The 18,357-nt window shown below is 68.8% G+C and carries 16 protein-coding genes; 10 read left to right on the forward strand and 6 right to left on the reverse strand.

From position 1 onward, the window contains the following. Nucleotides 1-81: 81 nt before the first annotated feature. From ACQPZA_RS25975 to ACQPZA_RS25990, 4 genes are all read right to left on the reverse strand, one after another. The gene (locus ACQPZA_RS25975) at nucleotides 82-864 is read right to left on the reverse strand and encodes an SDR family NAD(P)-dependent oxidoreductase (protein ID WP_433274620.1); all 783 of its coding nucleotides are present in this window, start codon (nucleotides 862-864) and stop codon (nucleotides 82-84) included. A 39-nt stretch (nucleotides 865-903) separates the two neighbouring features. Then, nucleotides 904-1,143 (reverse strand): hypothetical protein, encoded by a 240-nt coding sequence (locus ACQPZA_RS25980; protein WP_433274622.1) that lies wholly within the window; start codon nucleotides 1,141-1,143, stop codon nucleotides 904-906. Nucleotides 1,144-1,630: 487 nt separating this feature from the next. Beyond that, complete coding sequence (locus ACQPZA_RS25985; protein WP_169395309.1) at nucleotides 1,631-2,044, reverse strand: GlcG/HbpS family heme-binding protein; 414 nt, start codon at nucleotides 2,042-2,044, stop codon at nucleotides 1,631-1,633. 202 nt (nucleotides 2,045-2,246) lie between these two features. Further along, nucleotides 2,247-3,260 (reverse strand): LacI family DNA-binding transcriptional regulator, encoded by a 1,014-nt coding sequence (locus ACQPZA_RS25990; RefSeq protein WP_433274625.1) that lies wholly within the window; start codon nucleotides 3,258-3,260, stop codon nucleotides 2,247-2,249. Nucleotides 3,261-3,345: 85 nt separating this feature from the next. Here ACQPZA_RS25990 and ACQPZA_RS25995 point away from each other — a divergent pair, with 85 nt between their 5' ends. The 8 genes from ACQPZA_RS25995 (at nucleotide 3,346) to ACQPZA_RS26030 (ending at nucleotide 14,865) form a co-directional block, all read left to right on the forward strand. Next, nucleotides 3,346-4,647: an extracellular solute-binding protein gene (locus ACQPZA_RS25995; RefSeq protein WP_433274627.1), complete on the forward strand. Its 1,302-nt coding sequence runs from the start codon at nucleotides 3,346-3,348 to the stop codon at nucleotides 4,645-4,647. A 73-nt stretch (nucleotides 4,648-4,720) separates the two neighbouring features. Next, complete coding sequence (locus ACQPZA_RS26000; RefSeq protein WP_433274629.1) at nucleotides 4,721-5,656, forward strand: carbohydrate ABC transporter permease; 936 nt, start codon at nucleotides 4,721-4,723, stop codon at nucleotides 5,654-5,656. After that, complete coding sequence (locus ACQPZA_RS26005) at nucleotides 5,653-6,576, forward strand: carbohydrate ABC transporter permease (RefSeq protein ID WP_433274631.1); 924 nt, start codon at nucleotides 5,653-5,655, stop codon at nucleotides 6,574-6,576. Before ACQPZA_RS26000 ends, ACQPZA_RS26005 begins: the two co-directional genes overlap by 4 nt. Nucleotides 6,577-6,604: 28 nt before the next feature. Further along, entirely contained in the window at nucleotides 6,605-8,140 is a 1,536-nt protein-coding gene (locus ACQPZA_RS26010) for an alpha-N-arabinofuranosidase (protein WP_433274633.1), read from the forward strand. Nucleotides 8,141-8,884: 744 nt separating this feature from the next. Then, nucleotides 8,885-10,207 (forward strand): ABC transporter substrate-binding protein, encoded by a 1,323-nt coding sequence (locus ACQPZA_RS26015; protein ID WP_433274635.1) that lies wholly within the window; start codon nucleotides 8,885-8,887, stop codon nucleotides 10,205-10,207. A 52-nt stretch (nucleotides 10,208-10,259) separates the two neighbouring features. Further along, nucleotides 10,260-11,189, forward strand: a complete 930-nt coding sequence (locus tag ACQPZA_RS26020) for a carbohydrate ABC transporter permease (RefSeq protein ID WP_433274637.1) — start codon at nucleotides 10,260-10,262, stop codon at nucleotides 11,187-11,189. Beyond that, nucleotides 11,186-12,007: a carbohydrate ABC transporter permease gene (locus tag ACQPZA_RS26025; protein WP_433274639.1), complete on the forward strand. Its 822-nt coding sequence runs from the start codon at nucleotides 11,186-11,188 to the stop codon at nucleotides 12,005-12,007. Before ACQPZA_RS26020 ends, ACQPZA_RS26025 begins: the two co-directional genes overlap by 4 nt. Before the next feature lie 32 nt (nucleotides 12,008-12,039). Continuing rightward, nucleotides 12,040-14,865 carry a family 78 glycoside hydrolase catalytic domain gene (locus ACQPZA_RS26030; protein WP_433274641.1) on the forward strand — a complete coding sequence of 942 codons (2,826 nt, stop codon included), beginning with the start codon at nucleotides 12,040-12,042 and terminating at the stop codon, nucleotides 14,863-14,865. 290 nt (nucleotides 14,866-15,155) lie between these two features. Here the strand turns inward: ACQPZA_RS26030 and ACQPZA_RS26035 are convergent, their stop codons facing one another. Beyond that, a complete protein-coding gene (locus ACQPZA_RS26035) occupies nucleotides 15,156-15,332 on the reverse strand; it encodes a hypothetical protein (RefSeq protein ID WP_433274643.1) in 177 nt (58 codons plus the stop codon). Nucleotides 15,333-15,762: 430 nt separating this feature from the next. Here ACQPZA_RS26035 and ACQPZA_RS26040 point away from each other — a divergent pair, with 430 nt between their 5' ends. Next, entirely contained in the window at nucleotides 15,763-16,932 is a 1,170-nt protein-coding gene (locus ACQPZA_RS26040; RefSeq protein ID WP_433274645.1) for a DNA cytosine methyltransferase, read from the forward strand. 2 nt (nucleotides 16,933-16,934) lie between these two features. Next, a complete protein-coding gene (locus ACQPZA_RS26045) occupies nucleotides 16,935-17,393 on the forward strand; it encodes a very short patch repair endonuclease (RefSeq protein WP_433274647.1) in 459 nt (152 codons plus the stop codon). 720 nt (nucleotides 17,394-18,113) lie between these two features. On the opposite strand, the gene ACQPZA_RS26050 is transcribed toward ACQPZA_RS26045, so the two are convergent. Continuing rightward, complete coding sequence (locus ACQPZA_RS26050) at nucleotides 18,114-18,323, reverse strand: transposase (RefSeq protein ID WP_433274649.1); 210 nt, start codon at nucleotides 18,321-18,323, stop codon at nucleotides 18,114-18,116. Nucleotides 18,324-18,357 lie beyond the last annotated feature (34 nt).

Consider the following 18,357-nt stretch of genomic DNA (forward strand, 5'->3'; position numbering starts at 1 on the left):
CCACGCTCGACGAGCTGGAGGCGATCGGCCACGTCGAGTGCAAGCCCGATCCCGCGGACCGCAGCCGGCCCGCGGCGACGGTCAGGTCAGCGCCAGTCCTCCATCGACTGCGAGGACCTGCCCGGTTATCCACGCGGCACCGGGATCGCACAGACGCACGATCCACTCGGCTACCTCGCCGGGCTCGCCGCGCCTGCCGAGCGGGATCCGCGCCTCCTCCGCCAGCTTGATCTCGGCGATCATGGCGTCGGACAGGCCGGCAGCGACCAGCGCTCCGCTCTCGGTCGGCCCGGGTGCGACAGCGTTCACGCGGATCTGTTCACCGGCCAGCTCTGCGGCCCAGCTACGGGTGAGCTGCTCGACTGCAGCCTTCGACGCCCCGTAGTGACTGGCGCCGGGAGAGGGGCGGTGTCCGAACGTGCTCGACACGTTGACGATGGTGCCGCCGTGTTTGCGGAGCTGGGGCAGTGCGGCACTGGCGAGGAGGCTGGGCGCCGTCACGTTCACGGCGAGAATGTCGGCGATCCGGGTGGCCGTACTGTCGGCCAGGGGCATCGATGCGAAGACGCCTGCGCCGTTCACCAGGACATCGATGCGGCTCCACTCCCTCACCGCGGCATCGATCACCGCCTGTGCCACATCGTCGCTGCGCAGGTCGGCCACGAACGGGACGATGGACGGTTCCCCTCCCGCCGTCTCCTCCAGCTCTTCGAAGCGCCGTCCGACTGCCAGCACGCCGGCACCCGCCAGGGCGAATGCGCGCGCTGTTGCTCTGCCGATCCCGGAGCTTGCGCCAGTGACGATCACCCCGCGCCCGGTGAAGGCACCCGCACGGCCAGGTACTGCTGACTCGCTGTTCGACATCTGGTTGTCTCCACTCGTTGCCACGCCAGGTGCGCTCGGTCAGGAACCCGTAGAGGGCTCGTCGCCCCGGCTGTCGTGGCCGTCCGCCGCCTCGACCGCACCGAGGAGGTTGCGCAGGCCGATCTCCTCCCGCTGAACGTCCATCGGGTCGAACGGCCACTCGGCGCTCGGCAGCTCCATGACCTGCTCGGGACGACTCAACTCAGCCAGCTTCAGCTCCGCCTCGACCTCGATCTCGAGCCCGCCCAGCACGTCGCCGCCGTCGGTCGGGTTACCCATGTCTTCCTCCATGCCTGTGGTCGGCCGTCTGCTCGGCCCGGAGGAAGGACAGGACAGCCACGGAGCTTGTGACAGCACCCCAGTCACCTGCCCGGCGATGTGCCCAGCGGCACAGCGTGCTTTGTTGGAGGTCAGGTCAATACGCTGCCTACGGTGTCGCGGAAGGTCGGAATCCCGTCGATCTTCTCCTCGGTGCCGCCGAGGATCCGGCCGGCGAGTGCCAGCCGTCTGGTCCAGGGTCCAAGCGGCGGCGACAGGTGTTCTTGCCACCTGCCGAGTGTCCCGGGCGGCGTCCGCTGTGGCGCTTGATTGGATCAGGTCGACGCGCGGCCGCTCTCGGCGACAGTCACCGCGTCCAGAAGCCAATCGCTGCTGCTCCACGGCGATCGGTCGAGACCGTACTGACGTTGATACCCAGCGCAGGCTCCCGGGGACCGCTCCGGCGGCGAACGAATCGGCACGAAGTCGCTGTCGGCCGTCTTCGCACTCAGCCGACGAAGGCCTTCCGGCCGGCCTCCGCCACCTGGTGGTCCTCGTCCACGGTGCCGGCGCTGACGCCCACAGCCCCGGCGATCGTGCCGTCGGACGTGCGCAGCAGCACGCCGCCGGCAAAGACGACCAGGCGCCCGCCGGTGGTGGACTCGATCCCGTAGAGGGCCGCGCCGGGCTGTACGAGCGGCACGAGCTCACGGGTGTCCGTTTGAAAGTAGACGGCGGTGAGCGCCTTCTTCTGCGAGATGTCCGCACCGATGAGCTTGGTGTCGTCCATCGCTACGAAAGCGACGAGGTTGGCGCTGTCGTCGACCACTGCGATGTTCATGGGCTGCCCGATCGAGTTTGCCTCGACCTTGCAGGCCTCGATGATGTTCTCGGCCTGCTCGAGGGTGATGTTGCGGCTCATGATTACTCCCTGTCAGAAGAAGACGGGCATCGCGGCCTCAGCCGCGACTCCCCGTGATACCACGATCGGCGAGCCACAATCGGACACGGCGGTGGCGGATGTGGAGCTCGCGGCCGGGCGGAGATCAGCGGCGTGGCCCTTCTTCGCCATTCCGGCATCGATACTCGCCGACGGCATCAGAACGCGGAGCTGATAGCCCCGCTCAGGTGCTCGCGCGCACGACCAGCCGGTGCGGAGTGGTGACACTGCGAGGCGGGAGGTCGGGCTCGGACAGCCGCGAGATGACCATCTCCAGCGCCGACTCGACCACGAACGCCCGGTCGATCGCCACAGTGGTGAGCGCAGGGGTCGTGAAGCGCGACTCGGGCACGTCGTCGACGCCGACGAGCGCGACGTCGTCCGGCACGCGGCGGCCGTGGCGGTGCAAGGCGCTCAAGGCGCCGATGGCGAGCACGTCGTTGGCGGCGAACACCGCGTCGACGTCCGGGTGCTCGGCGAGCAGGGCGTCGACGGCGTCGGAGCCGTCCTGGCGGTCCCATGCCGGCACGGTCCGGATCAGCGAGTGCTCCACCGGCAGGTCCGCCGCCCGGAGCGCTTGCGTGTAGCCGAGTATCCGCTGCTCCATCGCCGACTTCGCCCGATCCTGCTGGTGGCCGATCACGGCGATCCGCCGCCGCCCCGACACCGCCAGATGGCTCGTGGCGCTGCGGCCGATGGCGGTGCTGTCGATGTCGACGCGGTCGGCCTGCGCGGCCGCTCCGTGCTCGCCGAGCAGCACCATCGGGGTGTCGTGCCGGGGCGCGGCCAGCTCGGACGGGGGCATCGAGAGCGGGCTGAAGATCAGCGCGTCGGCGAACCGGACGGGCGAGCCCGCGGCGACCTGGCGCTCGCGCTCGATGTTGCCGTCGGTCTGCTCGACGACGACCGTGAGCCCGTGCTCGCGCGCCGCGCTGACCAGTAGGGCGGCGAGGTCGGCGAAGTAGGGCATGTCGACGTGCGGGACGGCCAGTGCAATAGCGCCCGTGCGACCTCTGCGCAGCTGCCGGCCGACGGCCTGCGGGCGATATCCCAGCTCCTCGACGTAGCGCTGGACGTGGGTGCGGGTCTCGGGGCGCACGTGGACGTAGTCGTTGACGACGTTGGAGACGGTCTTCGGTGACACGCCCGCGGCGACCGCCACGTCGCGCATCGTCACCGGTCGCCGTTGCGTCCCCACGGTTCCAGTCTCCCCTGCGGCGATGCTCTTGACAGCCAAGGGCACCCTGGAGAGGGTATTACCACGATGTAAAGGGGAGTGGTCAATGACGACACACCGCCTCTCGCGCCGCACCCTGCTGCGCGCGACCGCCGTCGGCGCCGGCGCTGCCGTTCTGTCCTCGTGCGCGCGAGGCCCAGGAGGCGCCGTCGACCTGGCGTACTGGAACTTCTTCGGAGGCAGCGACGGCGAGCTCATGGTGGAGCTCGTCAACGACTTCCGGGCCGAAGCGCCCGGTGTCCGCGTCACCGCCACCACGCTCGACTGGGGCCCGCCCTACTACACGAAGCTGGCGATGGCGTGCGCGGGCGGCCGGGCGCCCGACCTGGCCACGCTGCACGCCTCCCGGCTGGCGACGTTCGGGCGCGACCTGCTCGACGAGTGGGACCTCGACGAGCTCGCGGCCCGGGGCGTCAGCATCGATGAGTTCCCGCAGCCCGTCCTGGACCGGGTGCTGGTCGACGGCCGGCTGAGGGCGTTGCCACTCGACACCCACCCGCTCGTCCTCTACTACAACACCGACATCTGCGAGCGAGCCGGACTGCTCGCCCCGGACGGCACGCTGGCGCCGATCACCAGCGCCGAGCAGATGCTCGACGCGGGCCGGCGCGCCGCCGAGGTCACCGGCTCCATCGGGATCTCGCTCGGCATCGGCGAGAGCTCCCACGTGTGGATGGTGTTCTGGTCGCTGTTCCGCCAGCTCGGCGGGGAGATGCGGCTGCCCGACGGCGGGCCGGCCGAGGTGGACCGGGACGCGGCCGTCCAGGCGATGACCTTCCTGAGGGATATGTGCGACGGCACGATCTGCTCGCCCACCCTCGACGGGCAGTCGGCGCCGGCGGCCTTCGCGAGCCAGCAGGCCGGGTTCCTGTTCGTCGGACCGTGGGAGGTGACCTCGGCCCGCGAGGCGGAGATCCCGTTCTCGATGACGCAGTTCCCCGCCCTGCTCGGGGATACGCCGTTCGTGCGGGCGGACAGCCACAGCTTCGTGCTGCCGAGGCAGGCCAGCGTCGACCCCGCTGCCCGCGCGGCGGCGTACGACATGGCGGTGTCGATGTTGCGCAACAGCCTCGTCTGGGCGACGGGCGGCGGGCACATCCCGGCACTGTCCGCGGTGGCGGCGAGTCCGGAGTACCGGGCGGAGCAGCCGATATCGAACTACCGGGAGGCGGCGCAAGTGGTGGAGTTCGATCCCGAGACCTACTTCTCCGGATCCGGGTCGACGCTGATGTCGCGGGCCGGGCAGAGCCTGCAGGGGGTGGCGACCCGGGCGCTGACACCGGAGCAGGGCGCCGACGACCTCATCGGCTGGCTCGACGAGCAGATCACCTTCGGGAGCCCACTGTGAACGAGCGTCAGCGAGTGAACCATCGATTCAGCGACTCGGCGCAGCCCTCGACCGAGCGCAGCGAGGTCTTCGGATGACGGCGGGGACGGTCGCCGCTCCGGGCCGCGTCGCGCCGGGCACCGCCGCCCGTGGGGGGCGCAGCCTCGTCGGCGGCCGCGGCGGGATCTGGTTCGTCCTGCCGTTCCTGCTGGTCTACGCCGCGTTCGTGCTGTGGCCGCTGGTCTACGGCCTGGGTCTGAGCTTCTTCGACACCAGCCTGGTGCGCAGCGAGTCGCAGTTCGTCGGGCTGGCCAACTACGTGCGGCTGTTCTCCGACCCCGAGGTCTGGCGCACGCTCGGCGTCACGGTGCTGTTCACGATCGGCAGCACGATCCCGCTGGTGGCGGTCGCACTGGTGATGGCGCTGCTGGTGCAGACCGGAGTCCGCGGGCAGTGGTTCTGGCGCTTCGCCTACTTCGCGCCGTTCCTGCTGCCGGTGGCCACCGTCGCCCTGATCTGGCAGTGGCTGTTCTCCGGTGACTACGGCCTGCTCAACGGGGTCCTGTCCGGGCTGGGCCTGCCGACGGTGGGGTGGCTCACCGAGCCGGACATCGGCCTGTGGTCGGTCGTCATCCTCACCGTCTGGTGGACGGTCGGCTTCAACTTCCTGCTCTACCTCGCCGCCCTGCAGGCGATCCCCGCCCAGCTGTACGAGGCCGCGGAGATCGACGGTGCCGGCGGCTGGCGGCGACTCTTCTCGATCACGCTGCCGCTGCTGAACCGCACGACGGGCCTGGTGGTGGTGCTGCAGGTGCTCGCCTCGCTGAAGCTGTTCGACCAGGCCTACATCCTGTACCAGGCCAACGGCGGGCCGGGCGGGTCGGCGACGCCGATCCTGCAGTACGTCTACGAGACCGGGTTCGTGGACTACCGCCTGGGCTACGCCTCGGCCATCTCCTACATGTTCTTCGTGCTGATCATCCTGATCGCCCTCGTCCAGGCCCGGCTCAGCCGCAGGAGTGAACTGTGACCACCGCGCCCGACACCGCGAACCCCGCCACGACCCCCCTCCTGCCGCGGGCCCGTCGGCCACGCTCCGACGACGGCCCCGCGGACGTGCGGCGCTACACACCACTAGCCCGTGCCGGCATCATCACCGCGCTGCTGGTGGTGACGGTGCTCTGGTTGGCGCCGCTGATATGGGCGCTGCTCACCTCGCTCAAGCAGGAGGCCGACACCACCACCGTGCCGATCGAGGTCATTCCCGATCGCGGGTTCACGCTGCAGGCCTACGCCTCGGTGCTCGCCGACGGGAACCTGGTGACCTGGTTCGTCAACAGCACGGTGGTCGCGCTGGTGGTCACGGTGCTGACGGTGGCGCTGTCGGCGGCGGCCGCGTACGGCTTCTCCCGCACCCGGTTCCGGGGCCGCAACGCGCTGTTCGCGTTGACGATCGCGGGGATCATGGTTCCGCCGCAGATCCTGATCGTGCCGCTGTACCGGCAGATGCTGGCGATGGGCCTGGCCGACACCTACGCCGGCATCATCCTGCCGCAGCTGGTGCTGCCGGCGATGGTGTTCATCCTCAAGAAGTTCTTCGACGGCATCCCGCACGAGCTGGAGGAGGCCGCCCGCGTCGACGGCGCCGGCTCGTTGCGGATCTTCCTGCAGATCGTGCTGCCGCTGTCACGGTCGATCCTCGCCGCCGTGTCGATCTTCGTGTTCATCCATGCGTGGAACAACTTCCTGTGGCCGTTCATCATCACCTCCGACCCTGGCCTGATGACGCTCCCGGTGGGGCTGGTGCAGGTGCAGAGCGCGTTCGGGGTGCGCTATGCCCAGGTGATGGCCTCGGCGATCCTCGCAGGGCTGCCGCTGATCGTCGTGTTCATGCTGTTCCAGCGCCAGATCATCCGCGGGGTCGCCACCACCGGCCTCGGCGGAACGTGAACCGCACGACCGTCCAGAAGGGAACGCCTTGCCCCGCGCACGCCTGACCATCGATCCCGACTTCACGATCGCCCCCGTGCCCCGGCGCCTGTTCGGCTCGTTCGTCGAGCACATGGGCCGCGGCGTCTACACGGGCATCTACGAGCCCGGTCACCCGAAGGCCGACGCGGACGGTCTGCGCACCGACGTGCTGGACCTGGTGCGCGAGCTCGGCCCCACCGTCGTGCGCTACCCCGGCGGCAACTTCGTCTCCGGGTACTACTGGGAGGACGGTGTCGGCCCGAAGGACCAGCGGCCGCGGCGCCTGGACCGGGCATGGCGCTCGATCGAGACCAACGAGTTCGGCCTGGGCGAGTTCTCCCGCTGGACCCGCGCCGCGGGTACCGAGCCGATGATGGCGGTCAACCTGGGCACCCGCGGCGTCCAGGAGGCGTGCGACATCCTGGAGTACGCCAACCACGCAGGCGGCACCAAGTACTCCGACCTGCGCCGCGCCCACGGCGACGCCGAGCCGTTCGACATCAAGCTGTGGTGCCTGGGCAACGAGATGGACGGCCCGTGGCAGGTGGGCCACAAGACCGCCGCCGAGTACGGCCGGCTGGCCGCCGAGACCGCGCGCGCCATGCGCCTGGTCGACCCGAGCATCGAGCTGGTCGCGTGCGGCAGCTCGAAGTACGCCATGCCGACGTTCGGCGAGTGGGAACGGGTAGTGCTCGAGGAGACCTACGACCAGGTCGACTACATCTCCGCGCACGCCTACTACCAGGAAGACGACGACGGCCCGCACAGCACGGGCGACTTCCTCGCCTCCGCCCGGGACATGGACGTCTTCATCGAGGCCGTCGTGGCCACCGCCGACGCCGTGCGCGCCCGCGGCAAGCACCGCAAGCGGATCGACATCTCCTTCGACGAGTGGAACGTCTGGTACCAGACGCGCCACCGCGCGACCGCGATCGCCAAGGGCGAGAGCGACTGGGAGGTGGCGCCGCGGGTGATCGAGGACGAGTACTCGATCACCGACGCGGTGGTCGTCGGCACGCTGCTCAACTCCCTGCTCCGCCACGGCGACCGGGTCACGGTGGCGTGCCAGGCGCAGCTGGTGAACGTGATCGGCTTGCTGCGCAGCGAGCCGGGCGGCGCGGCGTGGAAGCAGCCGATCGCCCACCCGTTCGAGCAGGTCCGCCGACGGGCGACGGGCGAGATCCTCGCCGTGCGCACCCGCAGCGACCGCTACGAGAGCCCTCGGTTCGGCGATGTCGACGTGGTCGACGCCGCCGGCACCTGGGACGCCGAGAGCGGCGTGGTCTCCCTGTTCCTCGCCAACCGCGACCAGGCGGAGTCCGCGACCGTGGAGGTCGGGGTGCGCGGCTTCGGCGAGCTGCGCGTGCAGCACGCCGCGGTGCTCGCCGCCGACGAGGGCCAGGACCGGCACACCACGAACGACGAGCAGCACCCGGACCGGGTGGGCATGCGCCCCCTGGACGGTGTGCAGATCGCCGACGGCACCGCGCAGCTCACGTTGCCGCCGCTGTCGTGGGCGGTCGTCCAGCTCGTCCGCGTCTGACGGCTCTGGCGCCGATCTCGACGCCAACCCTTCCGGGCGTCGGCGAGGTGTGCTCCGCGAGTTGAGCACGCCAAAAGGGCACGGAACGGCGCTCGATTCGAACGGCGCCGCGCCCCGCTCGTTGTGTCCGCGCGTGCCGCCGGGACCGGCCACCAGGCCGAATGCCCGGCGGGCTCTTGCGCGGTGCGCAGCACGGAGCGCGGCGCCGCAGGCGCCGCCTTGTTGTCGGTCTGGCCGTCTCCGCCGACCGTCCGGCGGACTGAACCGTCGCCGTCGCGGGGCTCGGGGGTGGCCACCGACATCGACATCGACATCGACATCGACATCGACATCGACATCAGCGTGGCCGTGGCCACCGCCCCACCACTCCCACGTCGATCTCGCCGCTACCCCCGACCGGGCATCTCCCCCATCGGCAGGACGCCTCCGGCAACGACCCGGGGTAGGAAGCCGCGCGCAGAATAAATGTGGCGCCATCCAATTATCACACCGCATTGATGCGGCCATCCGAGTGGGGATTCCCGTCATCCTATCGGCTCGCCCTGTGAGCACGCGAGAATCACTTTCCGCGGGAGCTGCGAAGGCGACTCACGCGGCCTTGCTCAGCGGAATCGCGTACGGAGATCCGCCCTCCGCGACCAATGCGCACCTTGACGGTGCGATCACCGCCCGCCTAGCATCGCCGCACAGCCACCAGTTGAAACGATTCAACTCCGCAGCCACGTCTGACAAAGAGGTCAAACGATGCGCAAGCCCAGGTGCACACGAACGCGGGCGCTCGTCGCCCTGGCGGCGGCCGTCCTCGCCACCGGCTGCAGTGCCGGCAGTCTCGGTTCCAGTGGGGGCGACGGGGCGGGCGTCACGCTGTCGTTCCTCACCAGCAACGGCCCCGAGGACATCGCCCTCGCCGAGGGCCTGGCCACCGCCTTCATGGCCCGGAACGCCGGCGTGACCGTCCAGGTCGAGCAGCGCCCGCAGGGCACCGAGGGCGACAACCTCGTGAAGACGCGCCTGGCCACCGGCGACATGGCCGACGTCTTCGTCTACAACTCCGGGTCGCTCCTCCAGGCCCTCAACCCGGCGCAGACCCTCGCGCCGGTCACCGACCAGCCGTGGGCCCAGGACCTCGACAAGACCTTCGTCGACGCGGTGTCCGGGAACGGCCAGGTCTTCGGCGCCCCGATCGGCACCGTCCAGGCCGGCGCCGTCATGTACAACAAGGCCGTCTACCAGCAGCTCGGTCTCCAGGTCCCCCGGACCTGGGACGAGTTCATGGCGAACAACGCGGTGATCGACCAGCGCACCGACGCCGCGCCGGTGATCCAGACCTACCGGGAGACCTGGACCTTGCAGCTGTTCGTTCTCGGCGACTTCCGCAACGTCCTGCAGACCGAGCCGGACTTCCCCCAGCGCTACACGGCCGGCCAGGTGAAATACGCGACGTCCGCCGCGGCGTTGCGGGGCTTCCAGCACCAGCAGGCGGTGCACCAGGCCGGCTACATGAACGAGGACTTCGCCTCCGCCACCTACAACGACGGGCTGCGGATGCTGGCCGAGGGCACGGGCGTGCACTACCCCATCCTCACCAGCGCGATCGGCGAGCTCGTCGCCAGCCACCCGGACGGGGTCGCCGACATCGGCGTCTTCGGGCTGCCGGGCAACGACGCGGCGACGAACGGCATCACCATCTGGACGCCGAACGCGGCGTACACGCCGCAGACGACGCAGGGCCCGCAGCGCGACGCGGCACTGCGCTTCCTGGCCTTCATCGCCAGCCCCGCCGGCTGCCAGGCGATGACGGACGCGGCGACGCCGACCGGCCCGTACGTCGTCGCGGGCTGCGAGCTCCCCGCGGACGTGCCACCTGCGGTGAAGGACATCCAGACCTACCTCGACCGGAGTGCCGCGAGTCCGGCGCTGGAGTTCCTGTCACCGGTGAAGGGTCCGAACCTCGAGAACCTCACGGTGGAGGTCGGCTCCGGCATCCGCTCTGCCGAGGACGCCGCCGCTCTCTACGACCAGGACGTCGCTCAGCAGGCTCAGCAGCTCGGCCTCGCCGGCTGGTGACCGCGCCCCGCTGACAGCCGGACGACCCCGGACCCGCGCAGGGAGGCACCCGATGGCGACGAACACCATGGCTGGACCTGCGGCGCCACCCGGCCGCAGCGCTCGACCCGGGAAACCGCGCGGCAGCCGGAAGAGCCCGTACCCGCACTGGTTCTATCTTCCGGCGGCGATCGTCTACTCGGTGCTCTTCCTGGTGCCCACGTTCGCGTCGTTCTACCTCAGCCTGACCCGGTGGACGCTCTTCGAGACGGAGTTCATCGGCTTCGACAACTTCGTCACGTTCTTCGAGCAGCCGCAGCTCGTCACCGGTCTGGTGAACACGATGATCTACGCCTTCGTCACGTCGGGGGCGAAGGTGGTGCTGGGCCTGCTCCTCGCGGTGTTCCTCACGTCGCAGATCGTCGCCCGCGGCTGGCTGCGGTCGGTGGTCTTCTTTCCGGTGCTCGTGAGCACCGTGGGGGTCGGTATCGCGTTCCAGGTGCTCATGGATCCGCAGGACGGGCTCATCAACGACTCCCTCGCGCTGCTCGGAATCGACGGGCCGGGCTGGCTCACCGACCCCGACCTCGCGCTGCTGTCCGTCGCCGGGGTCGACATCTGGAAGGGCGTCGGCCTGGCGACCGTCATCTACATCGCCGGCATCGTCTCGATCCCGCAGGAGTACTACGAGGCCGCGAGGGTGGACGGGGCCGGGGCGTGGCAGAACTTCCGGCACATCGTTCTCCCGCTGGCGCGGCCCGCCACCGCGACGGTGATCATCCTGTCGCTCATCGGGGGCCTGCGGTCCTTCGAGCTCATCTGGGCGATGACGCGCGGTGGGCCGGGCTACACCTCGGACGTCATCGCGTCAGTGATCTACAAGCAGTACCAGGCCGGCTTCTACGGCATCTCGACCGCGGGCAACGTGGTGCTGTTCGTGGTGGTCACGGCGATCGTCCTGCCGTTGACGCTCTTCCTCAACCGGCGGGAGGTGGAGATGTGAGCCGCACCTACCGCTACTGGGCCAGCACGCTCGGCCTCGTCCTCACCGCGGTCATCTTCGTGGTCCCGTTCGCGTTCATCGTCCTCACGTCGCTGAAGACGCGGCAGGAGGCCAACCTCCTCGAGTTCTCCTGGCCCACCCGGATCGCGTTCGTCGACAACCTCGTCGAGGTGGTCCAGGCGCGCGACTTCATGCTCGTCATCGCCTTCATCAACAGCACCGTGCTGACGGTGGCGAGCGTGGCCGGCATCGTGGTGCTCTCCGCGATGGTGGCCTTCGTCCTGCAACGGCGCAAAACGCGCTGGAACCCGTTCATCAACTTCCTCGTGCTGTCCGGGCTCATCATCCCGCCGGCGGTGGTGCCCACGATCTGGGTGCTCCAGGGGATCAGCCTGTTCGACACCATGCTCGGACTCGTTCTCGTCGAGGTGGCGTTCGGCCTGTCGTTCTCGATCCTGCTCTTCCGCGCTTTCATCTCGACGATTCCGCGGGAGATCGACGAGGCTGCCATCATCGACGGCGCGGGCCCCTTGCGCGTGTTCTTCCGGATCATCCTGCCGCTGCTGAAACCGGTGGTCGTCACGGTCGTCGTCGTGCAGGCGGTGCAGGTCTTCAACGACTTCGTGAACCCCCTCTACTTCCTGCCGGGCAACCCCACCGTGCAGCTCACGCTCTACAACTTCCAGAGCCAGTTCCAGACGAGCTACAACCTGCTCTTCATGGACGTCCTGCTCATCACCATTCCGCCGCTCGTCATGTTCATCTTCTTCAACCGCCAGATCGTCGCCGGGATGACCTCCGGCGCCGTGAAGGGCTGAGCCTCCGTCGATCCGTTCCAGGAAGGACGTCCGTGACCGCTGCGCCGTCGACCCGTGTCATCCGCACCATCGCCGAGCACGCCACCGACCGCAGGACCGTCCCCACGCCGACGCCGCGCCTGTCCTGGGTCGTCGAGACCGACGTGCCGGACTGGCGGCAGGCGTCCGCCGAGGTCGAACTCGCGCCCACGGGTGGGGAAGCGACGACCGTCCGCCTCGACGGCCCTGACGCGGTGCTCGTCGACTGGCCCTTCGAGCCGCTCGCAGCAGGCGACGAGGTCGCGGTCCGGGTGCGGGTCACCGGCACGGACGGCGGGACGTCTCCGTGGAGCGGGCCGCTGCCCGTCGTCGCCGGTTTCCTTGCCGGCGGGCAGTGGACCGCGCGGATGGTCGGCCTCGCCGACCCGCAGCAGCCGGCGCAGCCGGTACTCGTCCGGCACGCCTTCACCCTCGACCGCCCGGTGCGGCGGGCACGGCTCTTTGCGACCGCGCACGGCGTCTACCAGGTCGCGGTCAACGGACGCGACGTCGACGACGAGGTGCTGAAGCCGGGCTGGACCGCGTACCAGTGGCGTTTGGTGCACGAGACGACCGACGTCACCGACCTCCTCGTCGACGGGGAGAACGCCGTCGGTGTTCGCCTCGCGGGCGGCTGGTGGACCGAGCGCTTCGGCTTCCGGGACGCCGCGGAGCGGGTCTACGGCGAGCAGCCCGCGGTCGCCGTGCAGCTCGTCGTGGATTTCGCCGACGGCACGACCGAGACGATCGCCAGCGGCGAGGGCTGGCGCGCGACCGGCGACGGGCCGACGACGAGCAGCGGGATCTATCCCGGCGAGCACTGCGACGCGCGGCGCGAGGCCGCGGGCTGGTCGAGCCCCGGCTTCGACGACGGCGCCTGGTCGCCGGTGCGGCTCGACGGCGACTTCCCGGTGCCGCAGGCTCGCCGCTCGCCGGGCGCCCGCCGCATCGCCGAGCTACCGGTGCGGGAGGTCATCACGACGCCGAGCGGCAAGACGGTGCTCGACTTCGGCCAGAACCTCGTCGGATGGCTGCGCCTCACCGTGCGCGGCGAGGCCGGGACCACGATCACGCTGAAGCACGCCGAGGTCCTGGACAACGGCGAGCTCGGCACCCGGCCGCTGCGCGCGGCCGAGGCCACCGACACGTACACGCTCGCCGGCACGGGCGAGGAGACGTGGGAGCCGTGGTCGACGTTCCACGGGTTCCGCTACGCGCAGGTCGACGGCTGGCCCGGCGAGCTCGACCCGGCCCACGTCGTCGCCGTGGTCGTCAGCAGCGACATGCGCCGCACCAGCGAGTTCGAGTGCTCGCACGAGCAGTTGCAGCAACTGCACGAGAACATCGTCTGGGGCATGCGCGGCAACTTCCTGCACGTCCCCACCGACTGCCCGCAGCGCGACGAGCGGCTCGGCTGGACCGGCGACATCCAGGTCTTCGCCCCGACCGCCACCGACCTCTTCGACTGCAACGGCTTCCTCGCGAGCTGGCTGCAGGACCTCACGCTCGAGCAGGAAGCGGCGGACGGCATCGTGCCGTTCGTCATCCCGCACGTCCTCGGCAGGCCGATCCCTGCGGCCGCGTGGGGGGACGCCGCCACGGTGGTGCCGACGGTGCTCCACGAGCGGTACGGCGACCGGCAGGTGCTCGCCGACCAGTACCCGAGCATGCGCTCGTGGGTGGAGACCATCCTCGGGCTCGCGGGCGAGCGGCGGCTCTGGGAGGGGCAGTTCCAGTTCGGCGACTGGCTCGACCCGGCAGCGCCGCCCGAGCGGCCCGGGGAGGCGAAGACCGACCCCGACATCGTCGCGAGCGCCCACGTCTTCCGGTCCACCGACATCCTCGCCCGCACCGCGGCGCTCCTCGGGTACACCGACGACGCCGAGCGCTACCGGCGCATCGCCGAGGAGGTGCGCGCCGCCTTCCTGCGCGAGTACGTCACGGGCGCCGGGCGGATGCTCTCCGACACGCAGACCGCGTACGCGATGGTCCTCGAGTACGGCATCGCCACCGACCCCCAGCTGCGCGGGCAGATGGGAGACCGGCTCGCCGACCTGGTCCGCGCGGGCGGCTACCGGGTGGCCACCGGCTTCGTCGGCACCCCGATCGTCTGTGACGCGCTGACGAGCACGGGGCACGTCGACGTCGCGGGCCGCTTGCTGCTGCAGACCGAGAACCCATCGTGGCTCTACCCCGTGACGATGGGGGCGACGACGGTCTGGGAACGCTGGGACAGCATGCTGGAGGACGGCTCGATCAACCCGGGCCAGATGACGTCGTTCAACCACTACGCGTTCGGCGCGATCGCCGACTGGATGCACCGCAGCGTCGCCGGCCTGGCCCCCGCCGCTCCCGGGTACCGGGAGCTGCGGATCGCGCCGCACCCGATCGCCAGCCTGGAGTTCGCCCGGGTCACGCACGAGACGCCCTACGGCCGGGCGGCGGCAGGCTGGGAGCGAACCGCCGACGGCATCACTGTGACCGCGGTGGTGCCGGCCGGCACCACCGCCACCGTGCACCTCCCCGACGGCTCGGACCCGCTGGTCGTCGGCTCGGGGTCGCACTCCTGGACGGTCGCCATGAACGGCGCATCCCTGCCCGACGGCGCTGTCTCCCTCGACTCCGAGCTCGCCGACATCGCCGACGACCCGGCTGCGTACGCGGCCGTCATGGGCACGCTGCGCAAGTACGACGAGGAGCAGGCGCGCGAGTTCCGCGACACCACGCGGTGGGTGCGCGGGAGCCGGCTCGTCGACGTGATGCGCAAGATCCCGCCGGTCGTCCAGACGGAGGTGGCCGAGGCCCTGGCCGGGGTGACCCGGTCCCGCGGGGTGGGATGAAACGTTACATCCGAGCCGCCGCCGGTCGTTCCCCGGAGCCTGACGACCTGATGATCGGCTGGTCCACGCAATGAGTTGTCTGACGGTGAGCCATGGCCGACGACGGTGGACCACATAGTGGCAGTTCGAGCACAGCAGGGCTAGGTCACGAAGCCCGGTCTTCCGAAGGCCCAGCGAGGCTTATGGTTCACGGTGATGGCACTCGATGAAGTCGCGGCCGCGATCGCCGTAGGTGGATTCGAAGTCAGATCCGCATGCTGCGCATCGCACGTACCTAAGGTCGCACCGGGCTAGCCGAATCCTGCGCCACCGCGCTTCGGGTTGCGCTTGCGGGCCAGGTGCCGCCGCTCGAAGTTACGGCCCTCGTCGAAGCTCGAAGTCGCTGAGGCGATGGGGTCGAGTGCTGGGTCCACAATGGCTGGTTGGGCGAGGTAGGCGTGGATCTCTTCAGCAATGTAGCGCTTCAAGAAGCAGATGATCTTGTAGCTTGTGCTGGCCTGCGGCGGTGCGGCATCGAGTGGCGGATTGATGAGGCCCCACGGGGACCATGAGGTGATGTAGAGCGCACTATTCGCCGCCTACCACTTCCCCGACTGAGCGGTGAAGCTCGGTGGTCCGGCTGCTACTCACTAGGTGTGGAGCGACTCGCAGAGCGCCGCGGCGCGACAGATCGGCCGTGCGCGGGACCGTCGGCGTTCCCCGCTAGCGTGATGGCGTGGATGCAACCTTCTCCGTCGGAGGCCCCTTCGCGGGGATCGGTGGTAGCCGTGAGCGCTCCACCTGCGAAGCCCTCCTCGGCTCCGACGTCCTCAGAAGCACCTCGGTGCCAACTCCGGTGTCTGAGCACATCGCCCGTGACGAGGGCACTAGCCTCAGCAGTGTGCACGAGGCCCAAGAGTGAGAACCGAGGAGCCGATCCTGAGCCTGTTCTCTGGGGTTGGCGGGATCGAGCACGGCCTTCGCATGGCCGGGCTGCGCAACACCGTCGGGTTCTACGAGTCATGGCCGTCGGCTCAAGCAGTATTGAAGGACAGGTTCAAGAAGATCCCTCAGTATGGGGATATTGCGTCCATGACGAATTTTCACGGAGCACAGCTTGTCACGGCGGGTTTTCCCTGCACGGATCTTTCCCAGGCAGGCCGGACGGTGGGACTAGACGGCGCAGCGTCGGGTTTAATCCGGCGAGTCCTGGAACTCCTTTCCCGAGAAAAGCCCGATTGGCTGCTCATCGAAAACGTCCCCAACATGCTTCATTTGAGCTCAGGGCGTGCGCTCGCAGAGATCGTTTACGCGATACAGGATGCAGGCTACGATTGGGCTTACCGAGTCATGGACTCGCGAGCTTTCGGACTTCCGCAACGACGTCGCCGCGTATACCTACTCGCCTCTCGAGTGCACGATCCGGCCGCCGTCCTATTTCGATCGGATATGCCGTCCATCCGAAAGGACGGAGGCGCAGCCGGGGCACGGTTAGACGCATTCGGCTTCTACTGGACAGAGGGAAATCGCGGCATTGGGTGGGCAATTGATGCAATTCCGACCCTTAAGGGTTCGACGACAGTCAGCATCCCGAGTCCGCCCGCGGTGTGGCTGCCCCAGGCCGCACTCGGCCACAAGATCGTCCGCCCCTCGATCGCCTCTGCCGAACGTCTGCAGGGATTGCCTGAGGGCTGGACTTCGGCGGCGCCAATACGTGATCGTTGGAAGCTTCTAGGGAATGCTGTCAGCGCTCCCGCTGCACGCTGGATCGGTGAGGGCCTCATGGCCATCCCGGATCCCAGCCTGGTCGATGGACTCCCCCGCAGCTTGCAGACAGACGGAGCGCGATGGCCACTTGCGGCGCATCACAGGGACGGGAAAACCTGGCGGACAAACGTTTCCGAGTGGCCGACTCCACCGTCAGGCAGGCACCGGCATCTCTCGACTTTACTCCGCACTTACGGATCGGAACCGCTGTCCTTTCGCGCAACCAGAGGCTTCCGCGATCGGCTGGTGCGAAGCAAACTACGCTACTCAGAGGACTTTATGCGAGACCTCAACGAGCACGTCACCGCAATGAAGGTCTAACCATGACGCCACCCCGTGCCTCATCAGAGACGATCCGGCGGCGTATGTCGAGGCAGCGGCGCACAAATACCAAGCCTGAGATGGACGTCCGCCGCCAGCTGCACGCGGCAGGTCTGAGGTATCGCGTCGATGTACGACTTGAGGCGGACCTGCGGGTGCGCGGTGACATCGTCTGGGCACAGGATCGCATCGTGGTGTTCGTCGACGGGTGCTATTGGCACAGATGTCCGCTCCACAGCACTGCGCCAAAATCGAACGCGGATTGGTGGCAGACAAAGCTCGAAGAGAACACAGCCCGAGACCGCCGAGTGGATCAGATCCTCAGAAAGCGTGGCTGGCTCGTGCTTCGCTTCTGGGAGCATGAAGATCCGCGAAAAGTCGCGTCCGCCATCAAAGACCAACTTGCTGAGCGGAGGAGGTCGAACCCCCGACCGATGAGGCAACGGGTTCTTCCATCCTAGCGGAACGCAGGCTGATCACGGCTTCATGATCACGAAGCCATACGAAAGCCAGCCAGAGGGGTCACCCCAACCGCCCGGCAGCAGAAACCCACCATAGCGCGGCGGGCTCTCGCCAGCCTCACAGTCGGACGTCACGTGGAACCGCTGCCTATGCCGGCTAGACGCTCCGACTTCGCATCATATAGGGAAGTAGCGTATCTTACCATTAAATAGCCCGCTCAACGCCTGGAAGGCGCCGGTGGGTCTAGCAGGCCGACATACCCCATGGCCGGATAACCGGCAAGCAACACCACAAGGGCAGCCAGTCTCTAAGAGCGTGTTTGAGAACATCACCCGGCGGGTGTGAGGGTGCGGCGTTGTTGTCGGGTAGCAGGCGTGCCGCGGGTGAGGCGGGGGGTGATGGTGTTGATCGCGGCCCAGCAGATCATGGCCTCGGAGACGGGGCGATCGCGTTCGTAGTCCCGAGCCAGGCGTCGGTGTGCGGTCAGTCAAGCGAGACTGCATTCGACTGCCCAGCGGCGTGGGATGACAGCGAACCCGCGCTGACGGCAGGCTTGCGCGCGGGACTCCCGACCGACGGTGTCAGCACCCTTGACGCTCTGCGAGTCGGTGATCCCTGCGCTCGGCTCGGAGTTGCGCCCTTCTGCGGCGCGGAGCTGTTCGCGCACGATCGGGAGGATCTACTCGGGTAACCCGGTCTTGTTCCGACCGGTTCGAGTATCAGTACACGGTTTGCCACGGCGCGAAGTCCGCCGGCCGAGCCAGCCAGGCACAATGGGCCCAGACCGCGTGGAGGATAGCGTCCACAAGGTCCCGGCGAGGATGCTTCTCCGGCCGGCCCCCGGACCTGGCCGCGGGCAGCAACGGTTCGATCAGCGCCCACTGCTCTTCGCTGGTGTCCGAGGGATACCGCTGCGTACGCCGAGCCACCGGCCAACCGTGGACCAACCCGGACTGACGATCC

It is taken from the genome of Pseudonocardia xinjiangensis (genome assembly GCF_050948425.1).
In the GTDB taxonomy this organism is placed as follows: Bacteria; Actinomycetota; Actinomycetes; order Mycobacteriales; family Pseudonocardiaceae; genus Pseudonocardia; species Pseudonocardia xinjiangensis.